This is a genomic window from Mesorhizobium sp. 113-3-9 (genome assembly GCF_016756515.1).
Classification (GTDB): Bacteria; Pseudomonadota; Alphaproteobacteria; order Rhizobiales; family Rhizobiaceae; genus Mesorhizobium.
The window spans coordinates 1,696,361-1,716,014 of record NZ_AP023246.1; the positions used below are offsets into that span (position 1 = coordinate 1,696,361).

16 protein-coding genes are annotated in these 19,654 nt (G+C 64.3%); 7 read left to right on the top strand and 9 right to left on the bottom strand.

Going from position 1 to position 19,654, the window contains the following annotated elements:
• Window positions 1-33 precede the first annotated feature (33 nt).
• Window positions 34-567, top strand: a complete 534-nt coding sequence (locus MesoLj_RS08235) for a TetR/AcrR family transcriptional regulator (protein WP_140772630.1) — start codon at window positions 34-36, stop codon at window positions 565-567.
• Between the two features lie 53 nt (window positions 568-620).
• Here MesoLj_RS08235 and MesoLj_RS08240 read toward each other — a convergent pair whose 3' ends face one another.
• A complete protein-coding gene (locus tag MesoLj_RS08240; RefSeq protein WP_202325676.1) occupies window positions 621-1,061 on the bottom strand; it encodes an Lrp/AsnC family transcriptional regulator in 441 nt (146 codons plus the stop codon).
• Between the two features lie 133 nt (window positions 1,062-1,194).
• Between MesoLj_RS08240 and MesoLj_RS08245 the strand changes: the two genes are divergently transcribed.
• Together MesoLj_RS08245 and MesoLj_RS08250 are read left to right on the top strand one after the other, a co-directional pair.
• Complete coding sequence (locus MesoLj_RS08245) at window positions 1,195-4,251, top strand: aminotransferase class III-fold pyridoxal phosphate-dependent enzyme (protein ID WP_202325677.1); 3,057 nt, start codon at window positions 1,195-1,197, stop codon at window positions 4,249-4,251.
• A gap of 121 nt (window positions 4,252-4,372) precedes the next feature.
• Window positions 4,373-5,386, top strand: coding sequence for an amino acid ABC transporter substrate-binding protein (locus tag MesoLj_RS08250; protein ID WP_202325678.1), 1,014 nt, complete (start codon window positions 4,373-4,375; stop codon window positions 5,384-5,386).
• 102 nt (window positions 5,387-5,488) lie between these two features.
• Here MesoLj_RS08250 and MesoLj_RS08255 read toward each other — a convergent pair whose 3' ends face one another.
• From MesoLj_RS08255 to MesoLj_RS08280, 6 genes are all read right to left on the bottom strand, one after another.
• A complete protein-coding gene (locus tag MesoLj_RS08255; RefSeq protein ID WP_202325679.1) occupies window positions 5,489-6,571 on the bottom strand; it encodes an ABC transporter ATP-binding protein in 1,083 nt (360 codons plus the stop codon).
• Complete coding sequence (locus MesoLj_RS08260; protein ID WP_202325680.1) at window positions 6,558-7,496, bottom strand: PfkB family carbohydrate kinase; 939 nt, start codon at window positions 7,494-7,496, stop codon at window positions 6,558-6,560. The genes MesoLj_RS08255 and MesoLj_RS08260 overlap by 14 nt, the downstream gene beginning before the upstream one ends.
• Entirely contained in the window at window positions 7,496-8,518 is a 1,023-nt protein-coding gene (locus MesoLj_RS08265; protein ID WP_202325681.1) for an SIS domain-containing protein, read from the bottom strand. Before MesoLj_RS08265 ends, MesoLj_RS08260 begins: the two co-directional genes overlap by 1 nt.
• A complete protein-coding gene (locus tag MesoLj_RS08270; protein ID WP_140772618.1) occupies window positions 8,515-9,360 on the bottom strand; it encodes a carbohydrate ABC transporter permease in 846 nt (281 codons plus the stop codon). The genes MesoLj_RS08265 and MesoLj_RS08270 overlap by 4 nt, the downstream gene beginning before the upstream one ends.
• Window positions 9,360-10,244: a carbohydrate ABC transporter permease gene (locus MesoLj_RS08275; protein ID WP_202325682.1), complete on the bottom strand. Its 885-nt coding sequence runs from the start codon at window positions 10,242-10,244 to the stop codon at window positions 9,360-9,362. Before MesoLj_RS08275 ends, MesoLj_RS08270 begins: the two co-directional genes overlap by 1 nt.
• A 182-nt stretch (window positions 10,245-10,426) precedes the next feature.
• Entirely contained in the window at window positions 10,427-11,665 is a 1,239-nt protein-coding gene (locus MesoLj_RS08280; RefSeq protein ID WP_202325683.1) for an extracellular solute-binding protein, read from the bottom strand.
• Window positions 11,666-11,884: 219 nt separating this feature from the next.
• Between MesoLj_RS08280 and MesoLj_RS08285 the strand changes: the two genes are divergently transcribed.
• Both MesoLj_RS08285 and MesoLj_RS08290 read left to right on the top strand, forming a co-directional pair.
• Window positions 11,885-13,099, top strand: coding sequence for an ROK family transcriptional regulator (locus MesoLj_RS08285; RefSeq protein ID WP_202325684.1), 1,215 nt, complete (start codon window positions 11,885-11,887; stop codon window positions 13,097-13,099).
• 106 nt (window positions 13,100-13,205) lie between these two features.
• Window positions 13,206-14,807, top strand: coding sequence for an inorganic phosphate transporter (locus MesoLj_RS08290; RefSeq protein WP_202325685.1), 1,602 nt, complete (start codon window positions 13,206-13,208; stop codon window positions 14,805-14,807).
• Between the two features lie 439 nt (window positions 14,808-15,246).
• Here MesoLj_RS08290 and MesoLj_RS08295 read toward each other — a convergent pair whose 3' ends face one another.
• Both MesoLj_RS08295 and MesoLj_RS08300 read right to left on the bottom strand, forming a co-directional pair.
• Entirely contained in the window at window positions 15,247-16,407 is a 1,161-nt protein-coding gene (locus MesoLj_RS08295) for a patatin-like phospholipase family protein (protein WP_202325686.1), read from the bottom strand.
• On the bottom strand, window positions 16,400-17,188 hold the full coding sequence (locus MesoLj_RS08300; protein WP_202325687.1) for an acetoacetate decarboxylase: 789 nt from the start codon (window positions 17,186-17,188) through the stop codon (window positions 16,400-16,402). The genes MesoLj_RS08295 and MesoLj_RS08300 overlap by 8 nt, the downstream gene beginning before the upstream one ends.
• Before the next feature lie 243 nt (window positions 17,189-17,431).
• On the opposite strand from MesoLj_RS08300, the gene MesoLj_RS08305 reads away from it, so the two are divergent.
• On the top strand, window positions 17,432-18,220 hold the full coding sequence (locus MesoLj_RS08305) for a 3-hydroxybutyrate dehydrogenase (RefSeq protein ID WP_202325688.1): 789 nt from the start codon (window positions 17,432-17,434) through the stop codon (window positions 18,218-18,220).
• A 268-nt stretch (window positions 18,221-18,488) separates the two neighbouring features.
• A complete protein-coding gene (locus MesoLj_RS08310; RefSeq protein ID WP_202325689.1) occupies window positions 18,489-19,646 on the top strand; it encodes an ABC transporter ATP-binding protein in 1,158 nt (385 codons plus the stop codon).
• Window positions 19,647-19,654 lie beyond the last annotated feature (8 nt).

Consider the following 19,654-nt stretch of genomic DNA (forward strand, 5'->3'; position numbering starts at 1 on the left):
TCAATTGGGCCTAAGCTTGCGATGGGAGGCGCCATGAGAGCCCGACGACCGAACTCGCGCGAGAAGATTCTCGCAGCGGCGGCTGATGTTGCCCGGGAATCCGGGCCCGGCAGCCTATCGCTGGATGCCGTCGCCAGCCGCGCCGGCGTATCGAAAGGCGGGCTGCTCTACAATTTCCCGACCAAGGCAAAACTGATGCAGGGGCTGGTCGAGGGTTATCTGCGCGATTTCGAGCAAGCGCTGGAAGCCGCCAGCAGCGGCGACGATGGCGAAAACCCGCTCGCCGCCTATATCAGGCTGTCGGCCAGTGATTGCGAGGAAAAGCAGCCCTCGGCCTCTTGGATATTTTCGGCGATCGCCGAGGATCCCGATTTCATGACGCCGATAAAGACATTCAAGCAGCAGCTTTTCGAGCGGCTGAAGGGCGAGACATCAGACCTCAAATCGCTGCTGATCTGTTATCTCGCCATCGAGGGGCTGCGCAGCTTGAACCTCTTCGATTTCGACGTGCTGTCGAAGGACGAGCGCGATCTGCTGGTGGCGTCGTTGCTGGAGATCGCCAAATAGGTATGGCTGTGCGGACGTGGCCGTGCGCGAAGGACGCCGTTGTCGCGGAGCTCTCAATCGACGGCGCGTTCAATGTCCCGGCGCAAGACGATCGCGGTCGTCAGGTCCTCGACGCCGCCGAGCGTGGCAACGAGGTCGCGCACTGTGTTCAGCCTGTCGATCGACGGCACTTCGACCTCGACCACGAGATCCAGCTGGCCACTTACCGACGACACGCGCCGGACCTCCGGATAGCGTGCCAGCTGGTCGAGAATGCCGATTGACGGCGTGCGGACCAGCGTGACCAGCAGGAAGGCGCAAACCAGTCCTTTGTCCATCTGGCCGATATCGGCCCGGTAGCCTCTGATGACACCACGCTTTTCCAGCGAAGCCACCCGCTCGCTCGTGGCGCTGCGCGACAGGCCGATGCGCCCCGCGAGCGTCTTCAGGGGGATGCGGGCTTCCTTGGACAGAATGGCAAGAATGTCCCGGTCCTTGGCGTCCAGTTCCTTCATGACGTCACGCTCCCCCCGCGGTTCCGTTAATGTGCCGGCCGATGCAGTCATTGTGCCGGCGCAACCGACGCTTTGCCGGATGCCCGATTTCCAGGCCCATGCCAAGCTTTGACAAGGCAAATCCGGAATCCCGATGACCAACGTTTCACACCCAGCCCCTCAAGTCTCGCAGAACGAGGCCGTCGATATCGCGACGCGGTACTTCGGTATCTCCGGCAGCATCGCGCCGCTCGACAGCGAGCGCGACCGAAATTTCAAGCTGACCGCTCCAGACCATTCGCTGTGGATCCTGAAGATCGTCAACGCCAGCGAGCCCATCGTCGAGAGCGAATTCCAGACGGCATTGTTCGATCACCTCGAGCACAACAGCCCGGATCTGGCCGTGCCACGTCTGAGGAAGACGCTGCAGGGTGCTTCGCTCGCCCATGCCAAGGTGCCGGCCGGCGAGGATCATGCCGTGCGCCTGGTGTCGTGGCTTCCCGGCCGGCCGCTGGCCGAGAGCCAGACCACGCCGGCGCTGCTGGAAAGCCTGGGCGGCGCGCTCGGCAGGCTGGACCGCGCCCTGCAAGGCTTCATTCACCCCGGCGCATTGCGCTCATTCGATTGGGACATTCGCCGGGCAGGTGCAGCACGGCAACGCCTGCACCATATCGACGACGATCAGGACCGCGCCCTGCTGGAACGGTTCCTCGATCATTTCGATGCCGAGGTGGCACCCAACCTGCCGGCATTGCGGGCACAGGTCATCCACAACGACGCCAATGACTGGAATGTGCTCGTCGATCCCGAAAGGCCCGAGCGTGTCGCCGGGCTGATCGATTTCGGCGATGCGTTGCACAGCGTGCTGATCGCCGAAGTCGCGGTCGCTTGCGCCTATGCGATCCTGGATGCCGAGGATCCGATCGGTGCCGCTGCCCGCCTCGCCGCCGGCTTCCATGCCGAGTATCCGCTGCGCGAAGAGGAACTCGACCTGCTGTTCGACCTCATCGCCATGCGTCTCGTCACCTCGGTGACACTGTCGGCCGCGCGCAGGGACCGCACCGCCGACAATCCCTATCTGTCGATCTCGGAAGCGCCGGCCTGGCGATTGCTGCGTCGTCTGGACAGGATGAACCGGCGCTTCGCGACGGCGATCCTGCGCCATGCCTGCGGCTTCGAAGCCGCCTCCGGCGCCCGCGCCGTGACAGGCTGGATCGCGGCAAACCGGGCGCGGCTCGCGCCAATCCTCGACCGCCATCCGGCGACGCTTGCCAAGGCGCTGGTGCCTTATGGCGATCCGCAAAATCCGATGACGGTGACATCGGCCGCACAGCAGCCCGACAAGGCCACGGCGTGGTGGGATGCCTATTGCGCCGAGCACGGCATTGCGCTCGGGATCGGCCCATGGGGTGAGGCACGCACCGTCTACACCAGCGACATCTTCCAGTCGCGTTTCGTGGAAGGCGCTCGCCGTGCCAACCATCTCGGCCTCGACCTTTTCATGGCGGCGGGGACGCGGCTTTATACGCCGCTCGCCGCCATCGTCAGAAGCGTCGAGGTCGAGGAAGATCCACTCGGCTATGGCTGCCTGGTGGCGCTGGAGCACACGCCGCCGGGCTGCCCGCCCTTCGTGACGCTGTGGGGGCATATGGCGCATGAGGCGGGACGGAGGCTTAAGGCAGGTGATCGTCTGGAAGCGGGCGCGCTTGTCGGCGAGATGGGCACGCCAGCCGAAAACGGCGGTTGGGCGCCGCATCTGCATTTCCAGATATCGACGGATGCCAGCCTCGCCGCACGCGACATTCTCGGGGTCGGCGAGGGGCGCTATCTTGACGTCTGGAAGGAGCTTTTTCCCGATGCGGCCGATCTCGCCGGCATTCCGCCGGAAACCTTCCGGCAGAGCGGCAGGTCGCGGCCGCAGATCGTTGCCGCGCGCAAGGCGTCGCTGCTGCCCAATCTCTCCATTTCCTATTCCGAGCCGATCAAGTTCGTGCGCGGCGAGGGCGTCTGGCTGATCGACGATCGCGGCCGCGCCTATCTCGACTGTTTCAACAATGTCTGCCATCTCGGCCATGCCCATCCCGACGTGGTCGAGGCGATCGCCGGACAGGCCGCGAAGCTCAACACCAACACGCGCTATCTGCACGATGCCATCGTCACCTATGCGGAACGGCTGACGGCGACGCTGCCCGCCGGCCTGTCGGTGGCGTCCTTCGCCTGCTCGGGAAGCGAGGCCAACAGCCTGATGCTGCGCATGGCGCGGACCCATACCGGCCGCGGCGAGACGATCGTGCTCGACTGGGCTTATCACGGCACGACGCAGGAACTGATCGAACTCAGCCCCTACAAATACAAGCGCAAGGGCGGCAAGGGGCGCCCGGCGCATGTGTTCGAGGCAACCATACCCGACAGCTATCGCGCCCCGGCCGAATGGCCGGTGGACGAACATGCAAAGCGTTTCGCCGGGAGCGTCGCCGAGCAGATCGCCGATATGGCGAGACAAGGCCGCGCGCCGGGCCTGTTCCTGGCGGAATCGATCCCCAGCGTCGCCGGCCAGGTGTTCTTGCCGGACGGTTATCTCGCGGAGATCTATGCGATGGTGCGCGCCGCCGGCGGCATTTGCGCGGCCGACGAGGTGCAGGTCGGTTTCGGCCGCGTCGGCAGCCATTGGTGGGCTTTCGAGACGCAAGGCGTGACGCCCGACATCGTCACCATGGGCAAGCCGATCGGCAACGGCCATCCGATGGCGGCGCTGGTGACGACGTCAGAGATCGCCGCCTCGTTCAACAACGGCATGGAGTATTTCAACACCTTTGGCGGCAACCCGGTTTCCTGCGCTGCCGGGCTCGCGGTGCTCGACGTCATCGAGCGCGATGGCCTCAGGCGCAATGCGCTGGAGATCGGTGATTACCTCATGGCCCGCTTCAAGGCCTTGCAGGACCGCTACGACATCATCGGCGATGTGCGCGGCCAGGGCCTCTTCCTCGGCATCGAACTGGTCGAGGATCGCAAGAGCAAGGCGCCGGCCACACGCCTTGCCCGCCGCATCAATGATGGGGTGAGGGCACGTGGCGTGCTGATCGGCACCGAGGGGCCGCATGACAATGTCCTGAAGATGCGTCCGCCGATGATCTTCAGCCGGGCCAATGCCGATCATCTGGTCGGCGTTCTCGACGAGGCGATGGCGGCGGTTCTGGCGGAAGGGGCTTAGGACAGATCAACGCACCGCCCAGGCGGTGCGTGAGCAGACAGGACAACAGCGATTTTCACGAACGTCCGGCGCTTCAAGCGCCGGCGGCAGGCGAGGCTTTGCCTCATCAAGGGAGGAAACCATGAAACATGCATTGATCACCGCGCTCTTGCTCGCATCGGCCACGCTGGCCGCGCCGGCCAAGGCGGACACATTCGACATCGTCAAGCAGAGGGGCTCGATCATCTGCGGCGTCAGCCAGGGCGTGGCGGGTTTCTCAGCGCCCGACGACCAGGGCAAATGGAGCGGCTTCGACATCGATTTCTGCCGCGCGGTTTCGGCCGCCGTCTTCGGCGATCCGGACAAGGTGAGCTATGTGCCGCTGTCGACGAAGGAACGCTTCACGGCACTGCAAGCCGGCACCGTCGATATGCTGTCACGCCAGTCGACCTGGACCCTGTCTCGAGACACCGGCATGGGCATCCACTTCGTCGGCGCCGCATATTATGACGGCCAGGGCTTCATGGTGCGCAAGAACCTTGGCGTCGACAGCGCGCTCAAGCTCTCTGGCGCCACTGTCTGTGCGGAGCAGGGCACGACCACCGAGCAGAACGTCGCCGACTATTTCACCGCCCATCAGATGAAATACGAGGCGGTCGTCATCGATTCCGCCGACAGCATCATCAAGGCGTTCGACAGCGGCCGCTGCGATGTCTACACCACGGATGCCTCGGCGCTCTATGCGCAGCGCCTGAAGCTGACCGATCCCGCCGCCTTCACCGTGCTGCCCGAGATAATCTCGAAGGAACCGCTTGGGCCTGCCGTTCGCAAGGGTGACGACAAATGGTTCGATGTCGTGCGCTGGACGCTGTTCTCGCTGATCGAGGCGGAAGAAGACGGCATCACACAGGCCAATGCGGAAGCTTCGCTGAAGTCGCAGAACCCGACGATCCGACGGTTCCTCGGTGTCGAGGGCGACAATGGCAAGCAGATCGGGCTCGATCCAGCCTTCGCCTACAACATCGTCACCAAGGTCGGCAATTATGGCGAGATGTTCGAACGCAATCTCGGCCAGTCCAGCCAGCTGAAGATCGCGCGCGGCATCAATGCGCTCTGGAACGCCGGCGGCCTGATGTACGCGCCGCCGGCGCGCTGATGCCCGGATTTGTTTGACGCAAATTCCGGGTGGAAAACCGGTTGCCGCTTTTCCTGGAATTGCCCTGGGCCGCGCATGTCGTTGAGGCCTGCGCGGCCTCTCTCAAACCGTTGCCAGGGCCTTACCCGTCGAGGGGTCGAACAAGCGAAGCGCTGTCTCATCGAAGGTAAGGCTGCACTTCTCGCCCTTGGCGACGCGGGCCCTTGGCGGCAGACAGGCCGTCAGCCGCTGCGTGCCGATCCGAGCCGTGGTGACCAGTTCGGGGCCGGTCAGCTCGACGACTTCGATCTCCACGGGCAATGAAAAGTCCGTCGGAACGGTCGCCAGGCGAAGCGCTTCGGGCCTGATACCGACGACCACTTGCACACCTTCACCAGCCGCGCTGGCATAGCATGCCGGCAAGGGGATCCGCACATCGGACCCGGCGACGGCCAGCTTGCCGGCGGTGACGGTCGCCTGCAGCATGTTCATCGACGGCGCGCCGACGAAGCCGGCGACATAGAGCGTGGCCGGCTCGTTGTAGATCTCCTCGGGTGTGCCGAGCTGCTCGATCCTGCCGTCGCGCATGACAGCGATGCGGCTCGCCAGCGTCATCGCCTCGATCTGGTCATGGGTAACGTAGACGACGGTGGTCTGCAGCATCTGATGCAGGCGCTTCAACTCGGTACGCATCTCCAGCCGCAGCTTGGCATCGAGGTTGGACAACGGCTCGTCGAAGAGGAAGACCTGGGGCTTGCGCACCAGCGCCCTGCCGATGGCGACGCGCTGGCGCTGGCCCCCGGAAAGCTGGCTCGGCTTGCGGTCGAGCAGGGCCTCGATCTGCAGCAGCCTTGCCGCCTCGCTCACCGCCTTTTCGCGCTCATCGGCGGCGACCCCGCGCATCTCCAGGCCAAAGCCGATGTTGCGGCGGACAGTCAGGTTCGGATAGAGCGCGTAGGACTGGAAGACCATGGCGATGTCGCGGTTCTTGGGGTGAACGCCAAGGATCGAGCGGCCGCCGATCAGCACATCGCCGCTCGTCGCTTCGGCGAGGCCCGCGATGATGTTGAGGAGCGTCGATTTTCCACAGCCCGAGGAGCCGAGCAGCACCAGGAATTCCCCGCTCTGCAGCGCAATGTCGATGCCCTTGAGCGTTTCGACATTGCCGTAGTTCTTGCGAACGTTACGGATTTCAAGCGCGCTCATGCGTGGCGTCCTCGAGGTGCATCGGCCCGCCATAGTTGCGGGGCAAGGTGGAGATGGCGCGCGAGGCGACATGCGTCGCGGCGGAAAGGCATGCGGACAGTGGCTGCTCCTGGGCGAGGGCGGCGAGGAAAGCGGCGTTGAAGACATCGCCGGCGCCGATCGTGTCGACGACGCGGACATCAGGCGCCGCGGCTTCCACAAGCGTGCCGTCGGGACCGATGGCGATGGCGCCTCGCGGTCCGCGCTTGACGACAAAGGTCGCGCCGTGCCGCATGCTGGAGCGGATTTGGCGCGCGGCGTCCGTGGGGCTCGACATTCCCGCCAGGGTCACCGTCTCGACCTCATTGAACAGCGCCAGCGCGCAGCGCGAGAGCCATGCGCGTGTCGCGGCGCAATTGGCCTCGGTCCAGCCATCCATCGGCCAGCCGGTGTCGAGCGCGACGGCAATGCCGTAGCTGTCGGCCCAGTCGAAGAACGCATCGTATTCGCGGGTAAGGTCGTCGGTCAGGAAAGAGCCGCACAACAGCGCGTACCCGCCAGAGAGCGCGCTGCCGTCGAGAACAGACAGTACGTCGGCAAGGCTGAAACGCGGCAGGTGTCCACGCGTGGTGAAGAAGGTGCGTTCGCCGTCCGGGTGGGTCATGCCGACGGACAGCGTCGTGCCTTCGGGACGGACCGGCCAGGTCTCGGAGCGATGGCCAAAAGCCTCGCGGAGCCAGCGGCCGAACTGGTCGTCGCCGACATTGGCGGCAATGGTGAAGTCGACGCCCAGCGCTTCCCAGGCGAGCGCGCTGTTGCCGGCCTGGCCACCGACGCGCAATTCGTCATGGTCGACCACGGTTTCCGTTCCTGCCTTCGGCCACGGCGCGACCGGGCCGACGATCAGGTCGACATTGACGTTGCCGATCACCGCGAGCGGACGCATCATTCGCTCCTGGTGATCTTGGTGGAGCGCACGGGCGTGCCGGCATTGTCGACACGGCTATCGGCGAAGGCGATCATCAGGCGCTGGGCCACCGGCAGCATGGCGAAGACCGCGGCGAGACCCGAAGCCGGCTTGAAGGAAAACGTGACGGCACCCGCCACGGGCGATTGTCCTGATGCGTCGAAGATGATCAGCGGGGCGCCGGCCTCGACCACGGAGGTGGCCATGGCGGTCACCAGTTCCGCGGTTGGGTCGTTGCCGCGAAACAGGATGACGCCGACCCGCGGGCCAAGCATCTCCATCGGTCCATGCCGCAACTGGCCGCCTTCGAGCGAAAAGCAGGGCAGGCGCGACAGCTCGGTGAGGCCGAGCGCCAGCGCCTCGGCAACGCCTTGCAGCCGGCGTCCCGAGGTGACGATGGTGGTCACCTTGCCGAGGGCTGCCAGCGCCTGTGCAATGTCCGTGTCCTGCGGCTGATCCAGTGCGCCGAGTGCTGCAGCCGGATCCTCGCCAAGTGCGGCAAGAATGGCCAGATGCAAGGCGAAGGTCACGGTCAGGCTGCGCGTCGCGGCGAAGGCCAGTTCCGTCCCGCCGGCGCCGACCAGGCAAGGCGCGGTGCGGGCGAGGAAAGAGCCGCCTTCGAGCGTCAGGCCGAAAACATCGGCAGGGTTCCCGGCCTCCGCGAACCACCTGACGACCTCGGCGCTCTCGCCGGATTGCGAGGTGACGAGCACCGTCCGGCCCTTCAGCGGCAGCGGCTGGCCGAGCTGTTCGGACAGCGGCAAGGCCAGCGCATCGATGCCGAGCGCGCGATAGAGCGGTTCAACGGCACGTCCGACGGCATGCGAGCCGCCCATGCCAAGCAGGAGGAGACGACCGGTCTTCCTGATCGAGGCGGCGAGTTCCAGCGCCATCGCGGTGTTGTGCTCGAATGAAGCGCGCGCATCCGCGTTCTGGCGTGCCATTTCGCGGTCGATGGCGGCCAGTCCGGCCGGCCGAATTCTGGTTGCGGTCATCGTCATCCTTTCACACCACCACTGGTCAGGCCGGAGATCAGCGCGCGCTGCATGACCAGGCCGATCAGCACCGGCGGCAGCGCGGCCAGCACGCCGGCCGTCGCGATCAATCCGTAGTCGGAGACACGGCCGCCGGCCAGATCGGCGATGGCGACGGTCAAGGTCTTGGCCCGCTGGTCGGAGGTGAACAGCAGCGCATAGAAGAATTCATCCCAGGCCAGCAGCAAGGCGAACAATGCCGAGGTTGCCATCACCGGCGCTGCAAGCGGCAGCGTGATGATGCGCAAGGTCTGGAACAGGCCGGCGCCGTCGATCATCGCCGCCGCTTCGATCTCGCGCGGGATGGAATCGAAGCCCGACTTCATCAGCCAGGTGGTGAAAGGCGCCAGGATGGTCAGGTAGACAAGCGCCAAGCCGAAGACATTGTTGAGCAGGCCAAGATGCGACAGGCCCATATAGAGCGGCACGGCCAGCGCCACGGGCGGCAGCATGTAGGTGGCGATGACCATCGACAGCGACCAGCCGATCGTTGGCGTGCGCGAGACCGCCCAGCCGGCGGGGATGGCCAAGGCGAGTGCCGCCAGGGTTGCCATGCCCGCGATCTCCAGGCTGTTGCGCAGTGACGAGGTGAAGGCCGCGCCGGCACTGTTTTCCGCTGTCGACAGCAATTGCTGGTAGCGCGAGAAATCGACGGCCTGCGGCCACCAGCGCAGCGGCTTGGCGGCGAGGTCGGCGGCCGGCGAAATGCTCATGATGAACAGCCAGGCGATGGGCGCCAGGATGATGGCGGCAAGCAGCAGCGCGCAGGCATGGATGAAGACGGTGAAGGCGGGGCTCCTGCGTTCCATCAGGCGGCACTCCCTGCGGTCTTCCTGACCAATGCCGCATAGGCGGCGGCGAGCACGGTGACGAGCAAGGTGACGATCAGTGCCAGCGACGCACCGGAGCCGGCGCGCTGGAAGGAGAAGGCTTCCTGGTAGACAAGGATCGACAGCGTGCGCGTGCTGTTGGCCGGGCCGCCACGGGTCATCACCCAGATGATGTCGAAGACCTTGAAAGCCTCGATGGTGCGCAGCACCAGCGCGACCATCAGCGGGCCGGCGAGATAGGGCAGGATGACGAAGCGGAAGCGGTTGAAAGGGCCCGCGCCATCGACGAGCGAGGCGGCGGTGATGTCGCGCGGCACCGCCTGCAGGGCGGCGAGCGCGATCAGCGCCACCAGCGGAAAGTTCTTCCAGCAGTCGGCGACGATCAGGGCCGCCAGTGCCGTTCCCGGCTCACCCAGCCAGGAGCGGTAGGCGTCGATGAGATGCAATTGCGTCAAGGCGGCGTTCAGCGCGCCATATTCGGGATTGTAGATCAGCCGCCACAGGGTGGCGTTGACCACTGTCGGCAGCGCCCAGGGCAGGATCATCAGGGCGCGCAGGACGGCGCGGCCGTGGAACCGCTGATTGAGCAGGAGAGCGGCAAGAACGCCGATCACCATTTCGGCGGCAACGGAGATGACCGCGAACAACGTCGTGGTGACCAGCGTGCGCGAAAAATTCGAGCTCGACAGCATGTTGGTGTAATTTTCGAAGCCGACGTAATTGCCGCCCGTGCCGACCAGCTTGGCGTCGGTGAAGGAGAGGCTGACCGTATCGACCAGCGGCCAGCCGATGACCGCGACCATGACCACGAGCAGCGGCAGCATCAAGAGCCATGCACGGGTCGTCATCCAGGTGCCCGACATCAGAGCAGCCTCTCTTCACTCAACAGGATTTCAGACATAGCATGGGCGGCACTACAGCGCCGCGCGTCCTATTGGACGCGCCAAGGACGCTGTAGCGTTTTGGTTTTGGGGCATGATCCGTTCCAAAAAATCGATTCCGATTTTTGGGTCATGCCCCGGCCGCCCATGAAGGACAACGATGCTCAGAGGCCGCTGTTCTGCGCGGCGGTCTTCAGCGCATCCTCGGGCGAGGACTGGCCGAGCAGCGATTCCTGGATGGCCTGCTGCAGCGCGGTCGACAGCTCCTGATACTTCGGCGTGGTCGGGCGCGGATACATGGCGGCCAGGCCGAGCTTGGCGGCGGCGATCAGTTCTTCCTGGCCCTTGGTGACGGCCGGGTCGTCATAGGACGAGGCCCAGATCGGCAGCGAGAGCTTGGCATACTGGTTCTGTGTCGCCTGCGAGGTCATGAAGGTGATGTACTTCCAGGCCTCGTCCGGATGCTTGGAGACCGCGGTGACGCCAAGGCCCATCGAGCCGTTGACGGCCGACACCTCGCTGATGCCGGTGACGCCGGGCGCCGGCACGACGCCGACCTTGCCCGCCACCTTCGAGTCCTTCGGGTCGTTGGCCATGTTGTACATGTAGGTCCAGTTCAGCGCGAAGGCGGCATCACCGTTTTCGAAGACCTTGCGCACGTCCTCTTCCAGGAATTCCTTGGAATTCGGGTTGGTGAGGCCGGACTTGTAGCTGTCGACCATGTATTTCAGTGCCGAGAGGCCGCCGCCATTCTGGAAGTCGGGCTTGCCGTCCTTGAGGAAGTCGCCGCCATAGGCACTGACCAACGTGGTGTAGTCGCAGATCGCGGCTTCAGCCTGCGACCAGCTCCAGGCGATCGGCGTCTTCAGCAGGCCCTTGTCCTGGATCATCTTGGCCTGTGCGCCGAGCTCTTCCCAGGTCTTCGGGGGCGTCTTGATGCCGGCCTTTTCCAGGATGTCCTTGTTGTAGAACAGGTATTTGGTGTCGAGGATCCACGGCATGCCGTAATATTTGCCGTCATACTGGACGGTGGTCCAGGCGCCGGGCAGCACGCCCTTCTTCATGTCGTCGGTGATCTTCGGCGTCACGTCGACCAGCACCTTGTTGGTGGCGTATTCGGCCGGCCAGATGACGTCGAACAGCACGACGTCGTAGCCGCCGCCCGAGCCCTGCGCGAGCACGGTCTTGTCGTGCAGGCCTTCATAGGGAACGAATTCGAGATTGACCTTGACGTCCGGGTTGGCCTTGGTGAAGGCGTCCGTCATGGCGCGCACGTCGGCCTCGCTGTAGGCGGCCTGCGCCATGAACAGCGCATTGAGCGTCGTTTCGGCGAAAGCGTGGGGGACAAGCAGTCCTCCGGCGAAGACCGCGCCGACCAGTGTCTTGGTGATTGTCCTAAGCATTTTCTTCTCCCATTTCCGGCGTTGACGGGCCGGCAATGCGGGCATTTCGCATCGTCTTCCCGGATCCATGTCGCGTGACCTGATGGTTACCCGGCTCACCAGTGGCGGCAGGCGGAGGCCCTGGCCATCTTGTTTTGGGGCGTTCGGTTCGCATTAAGTCAACTCGCTTGACTTAATTAGTCGATCAATATTCTAATGGTGTCAAGAGGGGAAACGCCGATGGACGACATCAGCCCGATCCGCGCCAAAAGCGGCACCAATCAGGAAGGCACCAGCGCGCACAACCGCCGCGTCATGATCGAGGCGCTGCGCCTCAATGGCGCCCTGTCGCGGGCCGACCTGGCGCGGGCGACGCAGCTCACCAAACAGGCGGTGTCCAACATCATCGAGGATCTCGAAAGCGACGGCCTGGTCGCCGCGCTCGATGCGGTGCGCAAGGGCAGGGGACAACCCTCGACCCCCTACAGGCTGGTGCCCGAAGGCGCCTTCGCCATCGGCCTGCAGATCGACCGCCACCTGACGCGGGCGGTCGCGGTCAATTTGATGGGCAGCGTGCTGGCGCGCGCCGAGGCGAACCTGCCCTTCGATGAACCGTCGAAGGGCGTCGAGGTCATTCTCGGCCTGATCGATGGCGTGCGCCGCGACCTTGCCGGCATCTCCTCGCAGTCGGAGAAGCGGCTTGTCGGTCTCGGCGTTGCCATGCCTGGCCCTTTCGGCCTGAAGAACTCAGACGACAAATGGATGATGCCGGCCTGGCAGAAGTTTCCGCTGCTGGAAACGCTGGCTGCCAGGACAGGACTGAATGTCGGCCTGCAGAACGATTCCGCCGCCTGCGCCACGGCCGAGCGCATCGTCGGCGCGGCGCATGGCGTCGATCACGCGGTCTGCCTCTATGTCGGCTATGGCATCGGCACCGGACTGATCCTCAATGGCGAACTCTACAGCGGCGGCCATGGCAATGCCGGCGAAATCGGCATGGCGCTGCTGGCGCCCGCCGGTCCGGGGTCGACGCCGCTTGAACACCGCGCCTCGCTGGCCTCGCTCTATCAGCACCTCGACCTCAATCCGGCCGACAGTGATATCTACGAACAGATGAACGCCCTGGCGCTGGCCGAGGATGCGAAGATGATGGACTGGATCGATGGCGCGGCGCACGATCTGCGCTGGAGCGTGCATCTCATCGAAACGATCTTCGATCCGCAAACCGTCATCTTGACCAGCGGCGCGCCGGAAGCGCTGGCGCGCCGCCTTGTCGAGGCGATGCATCCGCTGTTGCCGTCGATCGCCGACCGGCCAAGCAGGACTTTGCCGCGCCTGCAGCTCGGCACCACGGACCCCTGGTCGATCGCGCTTGGCGCGGCCGCGGCGCCCATCAGCCGCGCCTTCGATCCCTTGTTCTCGGCGATCCTGAAGACAAGCCCCGGACTTGCGTGAAGGAGCGGACACCGGGGGGCAAACGCCCCTTTGGCGTCACACAGGGTTCATCGTCCGGACATAGCGTCCATCCCGGTTCTTTGCTGCGATGCAATAGGAGTGGGACATGGTGGACATAGTTTCTAGTGAGGCGGGCATTCCGAGGCCGGATCATCCGCTGGATAGTTCGGGTAGCGCGAAGTGGTTCCTGCCGGCTTTCGGCGTGCTGGTGCTGGTCGGCGTCGTCTATGTCGGATACGCGCTGAGCCAGGACCTGGCCGAAGCCAAGACCGTGCCGTGGATCCTGCTGGGCATCGCCTTGCTGATCGCGTTGGGCTTCGAGTTCGTCAATGGCTTCCACGACACCGCCAATGCGGTGGCGACGGTCATCTACACACGCTCCCTGCCGGCCGAGTTCGCCGTCATGTGGTCGGGCGTCTTCAATTTCCTCGGCGTTCTCACCTCCAGCGGCGCGGTCGCCTTCGGCATCCTGTCGCTGCTGCCGGTCGAGCTCATCCTGCAGGTCGGCTCCTCCTCCGGTTTTGCCATGGTGTACGCGTTGCTGGTCGCGGCGATCGTGTGGAATCTCGGCACTTGGTTCCTCGGCCTGCCTGCCTCCAGTTCGCACACGATGGTCGGCTCGATCATCGGCGTCGGCCTTGCCAACCAGTTCACGGCACCGGCAGGCAGCGCCACAAGCGGCGTCGACTGGTCGCAAGCAACCAATGTTGGCCTAACCTTGCTGGTGTCGCCGATCGTTGGCTTCTTCGCCGCCGCGATCCTGCTCTATGCAATGAAGCTGCTGGTGCGCAATCCGGCACTCTACGAGGCGCCGAAAGGCAACACGCCGCCGCCGTGGTGGATCCGCGGCCTGCTGATCTTCACCTGCACCGGCGTCAGCTTCGCGCATGGCTCCAATGATGGGCAGAAGGGCATGGGCCTGATCATGCTGATCCTGATCGGCGTCGTGCCGACGGCCTTTGCGCTGAACCGCACGCCCGACATCAACTATCTCGAGGCCTACAAGTCGGCTTCTGCCGGCGTTGAGCAGGCGCTGGGCAAATATGTGAAGCCCGGCATCACTGTCGCCGATGCCAAGGCCGCCGTCCAGGATGCCGTGCGCACCCGGACCTGGAGCGACCAGACGACGGTCGCGCTGCAGACCTACATCCACAACACCACGGCTTCGCTGCAGCCCTATGCCTCGGTGGATAATGTTCCGACCGACCTGGTCAGCAACGCCCGCAATGACATCTACCTGATCGGCGAGGCGCTCAAGCTGATCGACAAGAAGCAATTGCTGCCGATGCAGACCGCCGATCTCAAGGCGGTCACCGACTACCACAAGGCCGTCGACAACGCGACGAAGTTCATCCCGCTCTGGGTGAAGGTCGCGGTGGCGCTGGCGCTGGGCCTCGGCACCATGGTCGGCTGGAAGCGCATCGTCGTCACGGTCGGCGAGAAGATCGGCAAGAGCCATCTGACCTATGGCCAAGGTGCGGCGGCCGAACTCGTCGCCATGGTGACCATCGGCATGGCCGATCGGCTCGGCCTGCCGGTGTCGACAACCCATGTCCTGTCGTCGGGCGTCGCCGGAACGATGGCCGCCAACGGTTCGGGCCTGCAATGGGCGACTGTGCGCAACCTGCTGCTGGCCTGGGTGCTGACCCTGCCTTGCTCGATCGCGCTGGCCTTCGTGCTGTTCATCGTCTTCCGCCACGTGTTCTGAGCGGAGCGTATAAGCATCCAAACAAAAGGCAGCGCCGGCGACGGCGCTGCCTTTTTCTTTGAGCGAATTTCGAAGAGGCATTCGCGTTTGTATTGACGTGGAATATGCCTGCGAGACTGGCGCGAAACGCCCAACGCTTCGTCATCCACGGGCGGAGCAAGGAGCGCAGCGACGCGGCGCAGACCCCTGGAGCTGCTCCGCAGCCCAAGGGATCCATGCCGGGACTCCTGAGCGCCGCAACGGTGCAGAATTCTGCTCCGCTGCACTCCGTGGCATAGGTCACGGAATGGATCCCAGGGTCTCCGCAACGGAGCTTCGCTCTGGGATGACGAAGTTTGGAGGCTTCAGCCAATCTCGAACGTTGGCTACGGCCGCTCGACACGAGCAGCGCAATCCCGGTCAGGAAGGAAACCTTCGAGAGCCTTCGGCCCGCGAAGTCTCAGGTCGGGTCTTCGCGATGCAGGTCGTGGATGGCGACGCCATCGACATTGGTGGGCAAGGTCAGCCACTTTCGATGACGCAAGGTGCGCTGGGTGTCTTCCAGGCCTGTCTCCCAGTGCTCACGCATCGAGGTGCCGGAGAATTCATAATCCTTGGCGTGCCCCTCATAGCCTTTGTGCTGGTAGATCAGGTGCACGATGTTGACGATGCCGGCGTCCGAATAGTCCGCGATCAGCGCTTCCTCGGCCGGCGTCAGCTGCTCCTTGGGCACGCGCTTCAACGCATCGAGCAGGCGCATCTTCAGGCCATGGATGCGCTTGGCATTGTCGGTATTCTGGCGCGTGCGGCTGGAATACATGATGTCCTTATGGCGGGACAGCACGTCCGGCATGCTGCGCGGCAGCACGCCGCGGGCACTGAACAGGTCGACCTGAAACACCAGGGAAGACCGGTCCTCTTCCTGATCGAGCAGATATTGCAGCGGCGTGTTGGAAACGATGCCGCCGTCCCAGTAATATTCGCCTTCGATGCGGACCGACGGAAAGGCAGGCGGCAGCGCGCCGCTGGCCATGATGTGCTCGGGACCGATGCGCACCTTCTCGGTGTCGAAATAGACGAAATTGCCGGTGCGGACATTGACCGCGCCGACGCTCAGCCGCTTCTTGCCGTCGTTGAGGATATCGAAGTCGATCAGGCTCTCCAGCGTGTCCTTCAATTCGGCGGTGTCGTAGAAGCTGGTGGCACCCTCGGCGCCCGGATGCTCGAACCAGGGATTGGGATTGCGAGGCTTGAAGAAGCCGGGCTGACCCATGGTCATGGTCATCCATGAGGACGTGCGGTTGCGGATGTCGCGGTAGATGTCGCCTTCCGGCGTATAGGCCCAGATCTTGCGGCCGGAGATCGTCTGCCAGAACTGTTCGAGCCGCTGCAGGCGGCGGCTCGGCTCGTTGCCGGCGATGATCGAGGCATTGATGGCGCCGATCGAGACGCCGGACAGCCAAGTCGGCTCGCAACCGGCATCGGCCAGCGCCTGGTACACCCCGGCCTGGTAGGCACCGAGCGCGCCGCCGCCCTGGAACACCAGGGCGATGCGGTCATATTGGGCCGAGATTTCCTCGATGGTGGCGGCGGCTTCCTTGTTTCGGTTGCGTTCAAGCACGAATTTTCTCCGGCTGGGCTGTGCTGGTTGCGAGCCGGTCGTGATCGGCAAGATAGTCGTGGACGACCTCGCCCAGCCCAAGGGTAAGATCGGCCTTGAAGTGAACGGCGGAGACGATGTCGAGCACCGGCAGCTTCGCCACGTCGGCCATGACATGGGGCCGCAGGTCGAGTGCCGCGGGCGCCGTCCAGGCCTCCTTCAGGGTGATGTCCGTGAGGTAGTAGCGCACCAGCTCGCAAATGCGGGGCGTGCCGTCGACATGCGGAATGATCTTGATCAGGAAGTTGGGCGCGGCGAGCGCGGCGAGCACGGAATCGTGATCGGCTTCCCGGTGCTTGTAGCCCATCGTGCCGGTGGCGCACAGAACGCTGCCATAGTGCAGCGTGCCGACGATCACCTCGCCCTCATGGACGATCTTCGGGTTGGCCAGCTTCTTCGGAAAACCCCAGAGCTCACGGCCGCCGGCGATCGGCGCGTCGTCGTCGAGATACATCGAATGGACATAGCCGCCATGCTGGCCCTTGTATTTCACCGGAATGACCTGGCCGGTCTCGGTGTAGTCGCCGAAGCCCGTGGAATCAGGCATGCGGATGAATTCGTATTTGACCAGCGGCTCGTCGATTTCCAGCGGCGCCGGCACGACGGCCTCAAGCGCCTCGCGTGTCGTGCGATAGGTTATGATGATGTATTCGCGGTCGAAGAAACGGTAGGGCCCGGGCGGGAAAGACGGATTGGTCAGCGGCATCGCATAGGCGCGCTTCACGACATCGGCGATTTCCAAGCTGCACCCCAGGGTTCTGTCGGCGAATTTCGTTCAGGAATAACCGCGCGAATGCGCTGCCGATTATGTTGCACGGCACCATGACAGTGCCGTGTCAGCCAGACGACCATGGTCTGGAGCCGGTTGAGAGCCACGCCGAGGCTGTCGTCTGGCTGTAATCGCATCGACACATGGCTCTGTCATTGTCATGCTGCGACGCACAATTATATCCTCCTATTCCCTCCCACCTCTCGCGAGATCACCATGGGTTCCCTGTCTTCGAAGAATGCCCTCGTTACCGGCTCGACCAGCGGCATAGGCCTGGCCATCGCCCGCGCCTTTGCCGCCGAGGGCGCCAACGTCACCATCAACGGCCTTGGCGACGCCGCGGCAATAGAGCAGGAGCGCGCCGGCATCGAGAAGGATTTCGGCGTCAAGTGCCGCTATTCCGATGCCAACATGATGGACGGCGCTGCCGTCACGGCGATGGTTCGCGACGCCGAGGCGGCGTTTGGCAGCCTCGACATCCTCGTCAACAATGCCGGTATCCAGCATGTCGCGCCGATCGAGGAGTTCCCCGACGACAAGTGGGAAGCGATCATCCGCATCAATCTCCTGGCGGCCTTCTATGCCATCAAGGCGGTGGTGCCGGGCATGAAGGCACGCAAATGGGGCCGCATCATCAACACGGCTTCCGCGCATGCGCTGGTCGCCTCGCCGTTCAAGTCGGCCTATGTCTCGGCCAAGCATGGCATTGCGGGCCTCACCAAGACGGTCGCCCTGGAAGTCGCGCAGGACGGCATAACCGTCAACGCCATCGCGCCGGGCTATGTCTGGACGCCGCTGGTCGAGAAGCAGATTCCCGACACGATGAAGGCGCGCGGCATGACCGAGGAACAGGTCAAGCATGATGTGCTGCTCGCTGCACAGCCGACGAAGGAATTCGTCACCGTCGAAGAGCTTGCCGCGTTGGCGCTGTTCCTGTGCTCGGATTCAGCCAGGCAGATCACCGGCACGACCTTGCCGATGGATGGCGGCTGGACGGCGCAGTAACGCATGGGTCGCAACATTTCCGCTTTTACCGACCAGTACCGAAAAAGGCGGTTCCCTATCGCTGCGGGATGATTGTATCCTGATGGAGGCTGCGGAAGGATTGGGAGGTTTTCCGCAGCCATGAGCCGGGTCGACTGACCGGCTGACGAAGGGAAAGAGGCGAGGCTTTCCCTTCAAACCGTCATCAAGCCGTTACCTAGACCTCCTATTCGGGACCCGAGAACGGGCAGCTTGCACATAGCAATGCACAGCTGTGCAAAGGTGATAAATGACCAAAGCAAACTTCCTCGAACTTGGGCGTGTCAGCGCCGGATACGGCGCCTCGCGGGTTCTGGACGGCATAGAGCTGGGCATAGCGAAGGGCGAGTTCGTGGCCCTTCTGGGCGCTTCCGGCTGCGGCAAGACCACGCTGCTGCGAGCCATCGCCGGCTTTGTTTCGCCAAGCGCGGGTTCGATCAAGGTAGCCGGCCGCGATGTCACCCGCCTGCCCCCGGACAAGCGCGGCATGGCGCTGGTGTTCCAGTCCTATGCGCTGTGGCCGCACATGACGGTGGCGCAGAACATCGGCTACGGGCTGAAGCTCAAGCGGCATGCGCGCACCGAGATCGCGCGGCGCGTCGGCGAGATGGAAAAACTGCTGGGGCTCGATGGGCTTGGCGATCGTAAGCCGGCGCAGCTTTCGGGCGGCCAGCGCCAGCGCGTGGCGCTTGGCCGGGCGCTGGCCATCGATCCGGAAATCCTGCTTCTCGACGAACCGCTGTCCAATCTCGACGCGCGCATCAGGCTGACCGTGCGCCACGAAATCCGCGCCCTGCAGAAGCGGCTCGGCATCACCGCCGTGCATGTCACGCATGATCGCGAGGAAGCCATGGTGATGGCCGACCGCATCGTCATCCTCGATGCCGGGCGCATCGCGCAGCAGGGCACGCCCGAAGCCGTCTACAACCGCCCGGCTTCCGCCTTCGTCGCCGCCTTCATGGGCGCGGAGAACCGGGTGGAACTTTGGGGCCAGCCGTTGCGGGCCCGTTTCGAGATCGAAGCCGGGCCGGCGAACGCCGCCTGCGCGGTGCCGCTGGAGGGGCGCCCGCTGGCGCGCGGCTTCGTCGAGGCGCGATTCCGGGCCGAGGCGGCACAGCTTTTCGCGGGCACCGCCACGGACGCCGTTCCCGCCGGAACGCTCGAACTGTCGGGCCATGTCGAGACCGTCAGCTATCCCGGTGGCCTCTGGCGCCATGCGGTCAGGGTCGGCGACGACATGGTCCTGGTCGATGCCCACAAGGCGTTCGCTGTCGGCGAGGCGGTCAAGGTCCGCATCCCGTCCGATGTGCTTTTCCTGTTCAACGCGCCGGCGGTTTCGCCGTTGGCGCCAACCCGTTCCCGGTCGGGCGGCGCCAAAAGCCGCTCCCTGGAAGCATCCGAAGCTTGAATCTCTTC

Bases quoted from the DNA above. Each gene is read 5' to 3' on its own strand.
- MesoLj_RS08235 (WP_140772630.1), top strand. From the start codon at position 34: ATGAGAGCCCGACGACCGAACTCGCGCGAGAAGATTCTCGCAGCGGCG.
- MesoLj_RS08240 (WP_202325676.1), bottom strand. From the start codon at position 1,061: ATGAAGGAACTGGACGCCAAGGACCGGGACATTCTTGCCATTCTGTCC.
- MesoLj_RS08245 (WP_202325677.1), top strand. From the start codon at position 1,195: ATGACCAACGTTTCACACCCAGCCCCTCAAGTCTCGCAGAACGAGGCC.
- MesoLj_RS08250 (WP_202325678.1), top strand. From the start codon at position 4,373: ATGAAACATGCATTGATCACCGCGCTCTTGCTCGCATCGGCCACGCTG.
- MesoLj_RS08255 (WP_202325679.1), bottom strand. From the start codon at position 6,571: ATGAGCGCGCTTGAAATCCGTAACGTTCGCAAGAACTACGGCAATGTC.
- MesoLj_RS08260 (WP_202325680.1), bottom strand. From the start codon at position 7,496: ATGCGTCCGCTCGCGGTGATCGGCAACGTCAATGTCGACCTGATCGTC.
- MesoLj_RS08265 (WP_202325681.1), bottom strand. From the start codon at position 8,518: ATGACGATGACCGCAACCAGAATTCGGCCGGCCGGACTGGCCGCCATC.
- MesoLj_RS08270 (WP_140772618.1), bottom strand. From the start codon at position 9,360: ATGGAACGCAGGAGCCCCGCCTTCACCGTCTTCATCCATGCCTGCGCG.
- MesoLj_RS08275 (WP_202325682.1), bottom strand. From the start codon at position 10,244: ATGTCGGGCACCTGGATGACGACCCGTGCATGGCTCTTGATGCTGCCG.
- MesoLj_RS08280 (WP_202325683.1), bottom strand. From the start codon at position 11,665: ATGCTTAGGACAATCACCAAGACACTGGTCGGCGCGGTCTTCGCCGGA.
- MesoLj_RS08285 (WP_202325684.1), top strand. From the start codon at position 11,885: ATGGACGACATCAGCCCGATCCGCGCCAAAAGCGGCACCAATCAGGAA.
- MesoLj_RS08290 (WP_202325685.1), top strand. From the start codon at position 13,206: ATGGTGGACATAGTTTCTAGTGAGGCGGGCATTCCGAGGCCGGATCAT.
- MesoLj_RS08305 (WP_202325688.1), top strand. From the start codon at position 17,432: ATGGGTTCCCTGTCTTCGAAGAATGCCCTCGTTACCGGCTCGACCAGC.
- MesoLj_RS08310 (WP_202325689.1), top strand. From the start codon at position 18,489: ATGACCAAAGCAAACTTCCTCGAACTTGGGCGTGTCAGCGCCGGATAC.